9 protein-coding genes are annotated in these 8,405 nt (G+C 66.0%); 1 reads left to right on the top strand and 8 read right to left on the bottom strand.

Annotated features, from left to right (window positions below; all coding sequences use genetic code 11):
- Positions 1-56 precede the first annotated feature (56 nt).
- The 8 genes from FOZ70_RS36955 to paaA form a co-directional block, all read right to left on the bottom strand.
- Positions 57-704 carry a GNAT family N-acetyltransferase gene (locus tag FOZ70_RS36955; RefSeq protein ID WP_021158574.1) on the bottom strand — a complete coding sequence of 216 codons (648 nt, stop codon included), beginning with the start codon at positions 702-704 and terminating at the stop codon, positions 57-59.
- Between the two features lie 244 nt (positions 705-948).
- Entirely contained in the window at positions 949-1,554 is a 606-nt protein-coding gene (locus FOZ70_RS36950; protein ID WP_011350658.1) for a TetR/AcrR family transcriptional regulator, read from the bottom strand.
- 16 nt (positions 1,555-1,570) lie between these two features.
- Entirely contained in the window at positions 1,571-2,395 is an 825-nt protein-coding gene (locus FOZ70_RS36945) for a DUF1835 domain-containing protein (protein ID WP_059490190.1), read from the bottom strand.
- 128 nt (positions 2,396-2,523) lie between these two features.
- Positions 2,524-3,612, bottom strand: coding sequence for a 1,2-phenylacetyl-CoA epoxidase subunit PaaE (gene paaE, locus FOZ70_RS36940; protein ID WP_059620901.1), 1,089 nt, complete (start codon positions 3,610-3,612; stop codon positions 2,524-2,526).
- Between the two features lie 5 nt (positions 3,613-3,617).
- The gene (paaD, locus tag FOZ70_RS36935; RefSeq protein ID WP_219707861.1) at positions 3,618-4,178 is read right to left on the bottom strand and encodes a 1,2-phenylacetyl-CoA epoxidase subunit PaaD; all 561 of its coding nucleotides are present in this window, start codon (positions 4,176-4,178) and stop codon (positions 3,618-3,620) included.
- A 23-nt stretch (positions 4,179-4,201) separates the two neighbouring features.
- Complete coding sequence (gene paaC / locus FOZ70_RS36930; protein WP_021158570.1) at positions 4,202-5,005, bottom strand: 1,2-phenylacetyl-CoA epoxidase subunit PaaC; 804 nt, start codon at positions 5,003-5,005, stop codon at positions 4,202-4,204.
- Between the two features lie 10 nt (positions 5,006-5,015).
- On the bottom strand, positions 5,016-5,300 hold the full coding sequence (gene paaB, locus FOZ70_RS36925; protein ID WP_027788585.1) for a 1,2-phenylacetyl-CoA epoxidase subunit PaaB: 285 nt from the start codon (positions 5,298-5,300) through the stop codon (positions 5,016-5,018).
- A 37-nt stretch (positions 5,301-5,337) separates the two neighbouring features.
- On the bottom strand, positions 5,338-6,336 hold the full coding sequence (gene paaA, locus FOZ70_RS36920) for a 1,2-phenylacetyl-CoA epoxidase subunit PaaA (protein WP_219707860.1): 999 nt from the start codon (positions 6,334-6,336) through the stop codon (positions 5,338-5,340).
- A gap of 198 nt (positions 6,337-6,534) precedes the next feature.
- Here paaA and FOZ70_RS36915 point away from each other — a divergent pair, with 198 nt between their 5' ends.
- The gene (locus FOZ70_RS36915; RefSeq protein WP_059620915.1) at positions 6,535-7,806 is read left to right on the top strand and encodes an SGNH/GDSL hydrolase family protein; all 1,272 of its coding nucleotides are present in this window, start codon (positions 6,535-6,537) and stop codon (positions 7,804-7,806) included.
- Positions 7,807-8,405: the final 599 nt, after the last annotated feature.

The raw sequence follows: 8,405 nt of genomic DNA, 5'->3' as shown, positions 1-8,405 counted from the left end.
GCGGGCGGGGGAGGGAGGGGCCGGGCGCGCGGAAGGCGCGGCCCGGCTGGCCGACGTTACGCCGTCAGGGCGGCGGGCATCAGCGATTCGATGAACTTCGTGGTGCGGCGCGCCTGGCGCTTCATCGCGTAGTCGAACACCGCGGCCTGCTCCTGCAGCATCTCGGCGATGATCGTCGAGTGGTCGGCCGGCGGCAGCGACAGGTACGCATCGGCTTCGCCGTACGCATACTCGATCCGCATCCCGGATTTCTTCGCGATGTGCATCATTGTCGCGTTACGCGACAGGCAGTGCATGTACAGCATCGTCACGTGCGTGTTGCGGCTGCGGATCGCCGCGCGTTCGAACAGCTTCGAGCCGACACCGCGGCCGCGTGCGCTTTCGAGCACCGACACGCCGAATTCGGCCGTGCGCTTGTCGCCCTCGGCCGGCAGGTAGGCCAGGTGGCCGACGCCGATCAGTTCGAGGTCGTGGTCGAACACGCCGAACACGGTGTCGCGACCGAAGTCGATCGTGCGGACATAGTTCTCGATCACGTGGTCGGGCACCATCTGGCCGAAGCGCAGCAGGCGGTCCTCTTCGTCGAGCGAGAGAAAGTGGGTGAGCATCTGCTCACGGTCTTTGGAAGCCAGTTCCCTGACGAGAACCGGCGCAGTACCGGCGGTGCCGACGACATCGGCCGTGCCGTTGAATCGCGTGTTCATCGTGGGTTCCTCAATGTGTGACCGTACAGCGGGTTGTGCAATGCAGCAGCATTTTACCCGACCGTCAGCCCTCGGATTGGGGAAAACCCGTATTTAACGATGTTTGAGCTGGAGGATGAATTCTAAATCCGCTTAGTTAATCGGCTATCTATTTGATTTTTAATGGATTTAAAATTCATCATATGAAATGCGCGGCGGCCGGTCGCAGTGTGCCCGTAGAGCAACGTTTGCTGCTGCGCGGCAATCAGGCGGCCGTCGACAGCCCGCGTTCGATCAGGTCGATCACCTGCTCGGCGAAGTCGCGGTAGCCGAGGCGGCCGCCGGGCTTCAGCCACGTAAACGTCCAGTTGATCATTCCGAACACCATCATCGTCACGGAAGTCTGGTTTTCCTTCGAGATGCGGTCCGGGTACGCGCGCGCCAGCTGTCGCGTGAATGCCGCGACGATGTCGCGCTGGCGGTCGAGCACGATTTCGCGCTGCGCGTCCTCGAGATACTTCACGTCGTTAAGCAGCGCGACGTGGCGGCTGTGCGATGTCTCGTATTCGGCGAGGAACGCGCGCACGAGCTCCGCGAACGCGTCACGCTCGCTGAGGCCGCGCCGCTGGCTCGCCCCCTCGACCTCGGCGATGATCAGCATCAGCCGTTTCGTGTAGCGGTCGAGCAGGTCGAACAGGATTGCTTCCTTGCTCTCGTAATAGTGATAGAGGCGTGCTTTCGACGTGCCGCTCGCGGTCGCGAGATCGGACATCGACGTGCTCGGGTAGCTCGTCTGCGCGAATTTGTCGGCGGCCAGATCGAGGATCTGCTCGCGCTGGGATTCGTGGTCGGGCGCTCGGGTACGGGCCATGGTCGAATGCGGAAGATTAGCGGTGCGTGGCGGCCGCGCGGGCCGCGCGCACCTGCGTGGAGGAGAGGGCGTCGGGCGTGTCGTCCTGCAGCTCGAGCCGGCCGGCCGCCGCGAGTTCGCGGCAGCGCCACCAGGCGATCGAGTCGCTGACGAACAGCCCGCCGCGATCGGCGTCGGCCATGATGCTGCCGACGAGGCGCCGCGCGGGCAGCCAGTCGGTTTCCGCGCGCGCGAGGATCAGCGCGTCGAGTTCTTCATAGTGGCCGCTCTTGATCGTGTTGCTGACCCAGTAGCGCAGTTCGGCGTTCTGGTGCTTCGCCTCCTGCCATTCGAGCGCGAGGCGGCCGATGCGCAGCACCGAGATCGGCGCGGCCACCGGCCGCTTGCGCGCCAGTTCGGCGGGCGAGAACATGCCGGTCGCGCATGCCTGGTCGGTGCGCGACAGCGACGCGCGCTGCGCCGGATCGAGGTCGGCGGCCGACAGCCGCACTTCGTTCAGGCGTTGCGGGACATTGCGCAGGTGATAGGCGACGCGCCGCAGCAGCAGCTTGTCGCCGACGCTCGGCGCATGCCACACCACCACCTGGCCCGTCTCCGTCGCCAGTTGGTCGAGGCGTGCGAACTCGGCTTCGATCTCTGCATTCCAGTCGGGAATCTGGTCGCCGAGCACGCGCTGCCAGAAGGCTGCGCGCGTGTCGGGCGTCTCGTCGGCGCCCTTGAGCGGCCCGACGCCGAGATCGTCGAGCAATCCGACGACGTGCTCGTCGCGCCCGGCTTGTGCGAGTGCCTCGCGCAGCGACGCGGCGGCGGTGCCGCCCTGAATCACATGAATGGTACTCATCGGCCTGTCGTCAACAAAAGAAAACCGCCGGCCGGGCGGACGTTGCGATGTCCAGCCGGCCGGCGGCCCCTAGTGTAAGCGAGATGTGTGACGGCGAGAAACCGCCCGGCGCCGCGACGCGACGTCGCTCAGCGCTCGTCGAAGCTCACGACGACCTTGTCGCTGATCGGGTGGCACTGGCACGTGAGCACGAAGCCGTCCTTCACTTCATGCTCCTCGAGCGTGTAGTTCTTCTCCATCCGCACTTCGCCCTCGAGCACCTTTGCGCGGCACGTGCAGCACACGCCGCCCTTGCACGCGTACGGCAGCGCGAGGCCCGCACGCAGGCCGATATCGAGCAGGCTCACGCCTTCGTACGGCAGCCGCAGCTTGCGCTTCTTGCCGTCGAGCACGATTTCGAGGTCGGCCGCCGGCGTCTGGTCGGTGATTTCGACGACCGGTGCACCGGCTTGCGGCAGCGGCGTGCCGAAGCGCTCGACGTGCACCTTCGCCTGCGGCACGCCGGCTGCCTTCAGCGCCGCTTCCGCCGCGTCCATCATCGGCGCCGGGCCGCAGATGAACGCTTCGTCGATCGCGTCGGCCGGCGTCAGCGTGCCGAGGAATTCCGCGCATTTCGCCTGGTCGAGCACACCGTTGAACAGCTCGACGTCCTGCTGGTCGTCCGACAGCACGTGATAGAGGACGAAGCGGTTCATGTAGCGGTTCTTCAGGTCCTCCAGCTCCTCCGCGAACATGATCGCGTCGACGCTGCGGTTGCCGTAGATCAGCGTGAACGTGCTGCGGGGCTCCAGTTCGAGCGTCGTCTTCACGATCGCGAGCACCGGCGTGATCCCCGAGCCCCCGGAGAACGCGACGTACTGCTTGCCGTGGTCGGCGTTCAGGTGCGTGAAGAAACGGCCGTCCGGCGTCATCACGTCGATCGTGTGGCCGGGCTTCAGCGTATCGAAGGCGAAGTTCGAGAAGCGGCCGCCGCGCACGCGCTTGATGCCGATGCGCAGTTCGCCGTCACGGTCGTAGTCCGTCGTGCCGACGCAGATCGAATACGAGCGGCGCGTTTCCTCGCCGTCGATGTGGGTCTTCAGCGTGACGAACTGGCCCTGCGTGAAGCGGTACGCGTCGCGCAGCTCGGGCGGCACGTCGAAGGAGACGGTCACGGCGTCGGCGGTCTCGGGCCGCACGTCGCGGATACGCAGCGGATGAAATTGCGGGGTCGCCATATCGATTAGTAGGGTTTGAAGTAGTCGAAGGGTTCGCGGCAGTCGACGCAGCGATACAGCGCCTTGCAGGCCGTGGACGCGAATTGCGCGAGACGCTCGGTGCGTGCCGAGCCGCAGCGCGGGCACGCGGGCGTCGCGACGGGCCGCGGCACGAAACGCACGACGTTTTCCCGCGGCGCGGCGGCGCCGCATTGGCCGACCGGCGGTGCGATGCCGTACGCACGCAGCTTGTCGCGCGCTTCCTGCGTGATCCAGTCGGTCGTCCACGCGGGCGCGAGCACCGTCTCGATCCGGTGCGGCGGCAGGTCGGCGGCCTGCAGCGCGGCGGCGATGTCTTCGGCGATCTGCGACATGGCCGGGCAGCCCGAGTAGGTCGGCGTGATCACGACCTCGAGCTGGCCGTCGTCCGCGCGGCGGACGTCGCGCAGGATGCCGAGCTCGCGGATCGACACGACCGGGATCTCGGGATCGGGCACGGCTTCGAGCACGTCCCATGCGCGGGCGAGCAGCGGATCGTCGCGGCGCGCAGCAGGCGCGGCGTTGGCGGGGGCGGTCTGGACGGACATCGTCGGGCTCCGTGGCGTCGGGGTTACCAGGTCGCGCCGGGGTGCTGGCGTGCGAGGCTTTGCAGTTCCGCGAGCAGGTAGCCCATGTGTTCCGAATGCTCGCCCTGCTTGCCGGTCGTCACATGCTGCACGGGGGCCGGCAGCGTGAGCGTCGCCTCCGCGAGCGCGTCGTCCACGTCCGCGCGCCACGCCGCTTCGAGCGTGGCCGGTGCCGGGGCGATGCCCTCGGCCGCGACTGCGTCGTCGATCGCATCGGCGGCGAAGAATTCGCGCGTATACGGCGTCAGGTAGTCGAGCGCGTCCTGCGCGCGACGGTGCGATTCGTCGGTGCCGTCGCCGAGGCGCACGAGCCACTCGCGTGCGTGCTGCACGTGATAGCGGGTTTCCTTCACCGATTTCGCGGCGATCGCGGCGAGCTGCGTGTCGGCCGACGTTTCCAGCGCGGTCCACACGTGCAGCATCAGCGCCGAGTACAGGAAGTTGCGCACGATCGTCACCGCGTAGTCCTTGTCGGCGTGCGCGGTGCCGGCGAGCGGGCCGTAATGCGGCAGTTCGGCGAGCGTGAAGTTCGCGAACTCGCGCTCGGTGCGGAAGTACGCGTAATCGTCCTCGGTCTTCGTCGCGCCGGTGAGCTGGCGCTCGAGTTCGGCCGCATGCGTATACAGCATGCGCGCCTGGCCGATGAGGTCGAGGCTCATGTTGGTGAGCGCGATGTCTTCCTCGAGGATCGGGCCGTGGCCGCACCATTCGGCATTGCGCTGACCGAGGATCAGCGTGTTGTCCGCGAGGCGCAGCACGTAGGAGAGGTGTTCGGGCGTGATCGTCATGGCGCGGGCGTTACATGTGGTTGACTTCGTCGGGCAGCGTGTAGAACGTCGGGTGACGGTAGATCTTGTCGCCCGCCGGTTCGAACAGCTCGGCCTTCTCGCTCGGATCCGACGCGGTGATCGCCGACGACGGCACCACCCAGATGCTCACGCCTTCCTGGCGGCGCGTGTAGACGTCGCGCGCCATGCGCAGCGCCATCGACGCGTCGGCGGCGTGCAGGCTGCCGCAATGCTTGTGGTCGAGCCCCTGCTTGCTGCGCACGAACACTTCCCAGATCGGCCATTCCTTGTTCATCACTTTCTCCTGAATCCTGAATTCGATGGTGTGCCGCTCAGGCGGCGTGCTGTTCGGCGCGCGCGCGGCGCTTTGCTTCGTGGGCGAGGGCGGCTTCGCGTACCCAGGCGCCGTCCTCGTGCGCTTTCACGCGGGTCGCGAGGCGTTCCTTGTTGCACGGGCCGTCGCCGTTGACCACGCGCCAGAATTCGTCCCAGTCGATCGGGCCGTAGTCGTGGTGGCCACGTGCTTCGTTCCACTTCAGGTCGGGATCGGGCAGCGTCACGCCGAGCACCTTCGCCTGGTCGATCGTCGCGTCGACGAATTTTTGCCGGAGGTCGTCGTTCGTGATCCGCTTGATGCCCCATTTCGCGGACTGGTTGCTGTGGACCGAATCGGCGTCGCTCGGGCCGAACATCATCAGCACCGGCCACCACCAGCGGTTCACGGCCTGCTGGACCATCGCGCGTTGCGCGTCGCTGCCCTTCATCATCGACAGCAGCGCGTCGAAGCCCTGACGCTGGTGGAACGATTCTTCCTTGCACACGCGGATCATCGCGCGCGCGTACGGGCCGTACGTGCAGCGGCACAGCGGGATCTGGTTCATGATCGCCGCGCCGTCGACCAGCCAGCCGATCACGCCGACGTCGGCCCAGGTCGGCGTCGGGTAGTTGAAGATGCTCGAGTATTTCGCCTTGCCGGCGTGCAGCGCGTCGATCAGCGAATCGCGCGATACGCCGAGCGTTTCGGCCGCGCTATAAAGATAGAGGCCGTGGCCGGCTTCGTCCTGGACCTTCGCGAGCAGGATCGCCTTGCGCTTCAGGCTCGGCGCGCGGGAGATCCAGTTGCCTTCCGGCAGCATGCCGACGACTTCCGAGTGCGCGTGCTGCGAGATCTGGCGAACCAGCGTCTTGCGATAGGCATCGGGCATCCAGTCCTGCGGTTCGATCTTGCCGTCGGCGGCCATGACCGCATCGAACCGCGCCTGCTCGGGCGACTCGGCTGCGGCGTCGAGCGGCGCGACGTTGCCGGGGATGTCGAGGGATTGCGTGTACATGGCGAGGCTCTCGTCCGGTTGAATGTGTGCGAAGTATAAACCAACCGACCGGTCGGTTAATAAATTTCTTGCGGATTTGCGGAAAGACTCGGGTAAACGAGGGACATCGGGGCGCGATGATGCTGCGCGATGGCGTCCGGCACGCGGGAGCCGCGCCTTCTGCGGCACAATGCCCGCTTTCCGACGAGGATTTTGCCGATGTCATTCCGAAGCAATATCGCCGCGGCCGTGCTGGGTGCGGCCGCTTTTGTGTCGCCGCTCGCGGCGTCGGCTTCGGCCGCGCCGGCGGGATGGGTTGCCGCGTGGGCGACCGCGTTGCAGCCGATTCCCGACCTTGCCGCACCGCCGCCGCTTTATCGCGCGCCCGACGTTGCCGGTCGCACCGTGCGCCAGATCGTCTATCCGACAGTGTCGGGGCGCGCCGCACGGATCCGCGTCAGCAATGCATATGGTCGTTCCCCCCTCGTCGTCGAGGCGGCGAGCCTCGCGCGCGCTGGCGAAGGCGCGGCGCTGTCCGGCGATGCGGCCGTGCCGGTCCGGTTCGGCGGCAAGGTGTCGGTGACGCTTGCGCCGGGCCAGGAACTCGAAAGCGATCCGGTGGGGATCGACGTCAGAGCGGGGCAGCCGTATGCGATCAGCCTCCAGATGGGGCCGAACCAGCGGATGACGGTCTGGCACCGCGTGTCGAACCAGTTCAATTATGTGTCGGTGCCGGGCGAGCACGTGAGTGACCCGGGGGCTGCCGCGTTCCGCACCCGCTTTACCCAATTTGCATGGGTGACCGAGCTCGCGGTCGAGACCGGTTCCGCGCGCGCCAGCGTAGCCGCGATCGGCGATTCGATCACCGACGGGCTGCGCTCCAGCGTGAACCGGAACCGTCGCTGGCCGGACGCACTGGCGCGTCGGCTGGCCGCCTCGGGCACGGAATCGATCGGCGTCGCGAATCTCGGGATCAGCGGAAACCGGCTGCTCAGCGATTCGGCGTGCTATGGCACGTCGCTGGCGTCGCGGTTCGAGCGCGATGCGCTGTCGCGCGCGGGCGTGAAGGCGGCGATCGTGCTGATCGGGATCAACGACATCAACTTTGCGGCGATGCCGCCGCGCGCGGGGCTCGATTGCGACCACCCGCATACGCAGGTTACGGCTGCATCGCTGATCGACGGCTACCGCCGGCTGATCGACGCGGCACACCGTCAGGGCGTGAAGGTTTTCGGTGCGACGCTGACGCCGGCCGGGCTGCCGGCGGGGCGCGAGGCGATCCGGCTCGAGGTGAACCGGTGGATCCGGAGCGGTGGCGGGTTCGACGGCGTAGTGGACTTCGACGCGGTGCTGCGCGATCCGGCGCGCCCGAGCGTGCTGCAGCGTCGATTCGATAGTGGCGACGGCATTCATCCGAGCGACGCGGGATACACGGCGATGGCCGACGCGGTGCCGGTCGAGCAACTGCAGGCCGCGGTGGGCGGCAAGTAATGGGCTTCCATATATAGAGGGAAGTGTTGCCGGTGCCCTGGTGATCGATTGCCTCCGGCGGCCCACCGAGTCCCAGCCCCCCGTGCGCGCCAGCGCACGAGGGCTTTCTCAAAATATTTTCACAAAGGGCTTGCGTGGATGGGGGCAGGTGCTTAGAATCACGCCTCTTTCGCGCTAACGGAAACGCGGCGCGGAAGGGGAAGCGAAGCTGGTGGTGTGCTGTAGTGATGGGCGCGCGGCTGGCTTGGAAGTTGAACCCCGCAGTCGCAACGATGTAGTGTAAAAAGTTGTTGACGAGCTGCGAAACACGGTTCATAATTTCGCTTCTCTGCTGCTGAAAACGCAGCGCTGCTGAGAAACGCGAAGTTCCTCGCAGATTGCTCTTTAAAAATTAACAGCCGATAAGTGTGGGCGCTTGATCGAAGCGAGCTGATCCTCGGATCAGATAGCAAAAGTATCAAGAGTCTCACACTAAAGTAAGTCAGGTTTATGAAGCAATTCATATTCCTGTCAGCTTTGAGTGAGCGACCGGTTCTTAACCGAACCGAAAACAGTAACAGGTTTAACCCGACAGCTTAGCACCTGTCTCACATTTAATC

The sequence above is a fragment of the Burkholderia sp. COPS genome (assembly GCF_019425585.1).
GTDB classification, from domain to species: Bacteria; Pseudomonadota; Gammaproteobacteria; order Burkholderiales; family Burkholderiaceae; genus Burkholderia; species Burkholderia cepacia.
The sequence above is the reverse complement of the archived record's forward strand: the minus strand, read 5'-3'. Positions and strand labels throughout refer to the sequence as shown.

Coding starts and splice junctions, on each gene's coding strand:
- FOZ70_RS36955 (WP_021158574.1), bottom strand. CDS start 704: ATGAACACGCGATTCAACGGCACGGCCGATGTCGTCGGCACCGCCGGT.
- FOZ70_RS36950 (WP_011350658.1), bottom strand. CDS start 1,554: ATGGCCCGTACCCGAGCGCCCGACCACGAATCCCAGCGCGAGCAGATC.
- FOZ70_RS36945 (WP_059490190.1), bottom strand. CDS start 2,395: ATGAGTACCATTCATGTGATTCAGGGCGGCACCGCCGCCGCGTCGCTG.
- paaE (WP_059620901.1), bottom strand. CDS start 3,612: ATGGCGACCCCGCAATTTCATCCGCTGCGTATCCGCGACGTGCGGCCC.
- paaD (WP_219707861.1), bottom strand. CDS start 4,178: ATGTCCGTCCAGACCGCCCCCGCCAACGCCGCGCCTGCTGCGCGCCGC.
- paaC (WP_021158570.1), bottom strand. CDS start 5,005: ATGACGATCACGCCCGAACACCTCTCCTACGTGCTGCGCCTCGCGGAC.
- paaB (WP_027788585.1), bottom strand. CDS start 5,300: ATGAACAAGGAATGGCCGATCTGGGAAGTGTTCGTGCGCAGCAAGCAG.
- paaA (WP_219707860.1), bottom strand. CDS start 6,336: ATGTACACGCAATCCCTCGACATCCCCGGCAACGTCGCGCCGCTCGAC.
- FOZ70_RS36915 (WP_059620915.1), top strand. CDS start 6,535: ATGTCATTCCGAAGCAATATCGCCGCGGCCGTGCTGGGTGCGGCCGCT.